This is a genomic window from Amycolatopsis sp. SID8362 (genome assembly GCF_010550475.1).
GTDB classification, from domain to species: Bacteria; Actinomycetota; Actinomycetes; order Mycobacteriales; family Pseudonocardiaceae; genus Amycolatopsis; species Amycolatopsis eburnea.
On record NZ_JAAGNB010001246.1, the window covers coordinates 1 to 811 of the forward strand.

The 811-nt window shown below is 76.3% G+C and carries 1 protein-coding gene; it reads left to right on the forward strand.

Annotated elements, in window-relative coordinates:
- The coding region (locus G3I65_RS38605) for a carbohydrate kinase family protein (RefSeq protein ID WP_160700467.1) at window positions 1-765 on the forward strand (765 nt) is incomplete at its 5' end.
- Window positions 766-811: the final 46 nt, after the last annotated feature.

Consider the following 811-nt stretch of genomic DNA (forward strand, 5'->3'; position numbering starts at 1 on the left):
CGCACGGCGGGCGCGATCGGCACCGACCCGGTCGGCGACCTGCTGCTGGCGATGCTCGCCCGCCACGGCGTCGACACGTCCCTGGTCGTGCGCCGCGACGGAGTGCAGACGTCGGCGTCGGTGCTGCCGATCCGCGCCGACGGCAGCAGGCCCGCGTTCCACGTCCCCGGCGCGAACCTGACCTACGAGCCGTCGGACGCCCCGGTGCCGGAGATCGCCCGCGCGACCCACCTGCACCTGGGCGGCCCGGAGCTGATGGGCGGCGAGAAGGCGGCGAAGATCCTCGCCCCGGCGCGCGCGGCGGGCGTGGTGACGTCGGCCGACCTGCTCGCCCCCGGCGACCCCGGCGTCCTGGCCTGGCTCGCGCCCGCACTGTCCGCTTTGGACTACCTGCTGCCGAACGAGGAACAGCTGCTGGGCTTGACGAAGGCGGCCACCCTCGAAGCCGGCGCCCACGCGCTGCTCGACGCGGGAGTCGGCGGCGTGGCGGTCACCCGGGGCGCGCGCGGCGCGTTGGTGGTGACGGCGGCGGAGACCATCGCGGTGCCCGCGTTCGACGTGCCGGTGGTGGACACGACCGGCTGCGGCGACGCGTTCTCGGCGGGGTTCCTGCGCGGCCTGGGCCTGGGCCGTTCGTTGCGCGACGCGGCGGTGCTCGGCAGCGCGGCGGCCGCGCTGGTGGCGCAAGGTCTCGGCAGCGACCACGGCGACTTCGACCTCGCGGCAGCGGACACCTTCGCCGAGGTCACCCCGACCCTCGCCTGACCACCGGGCTCTCGCCCGAGCGCCCCAAGGTGGCCTTCGGTGCGTC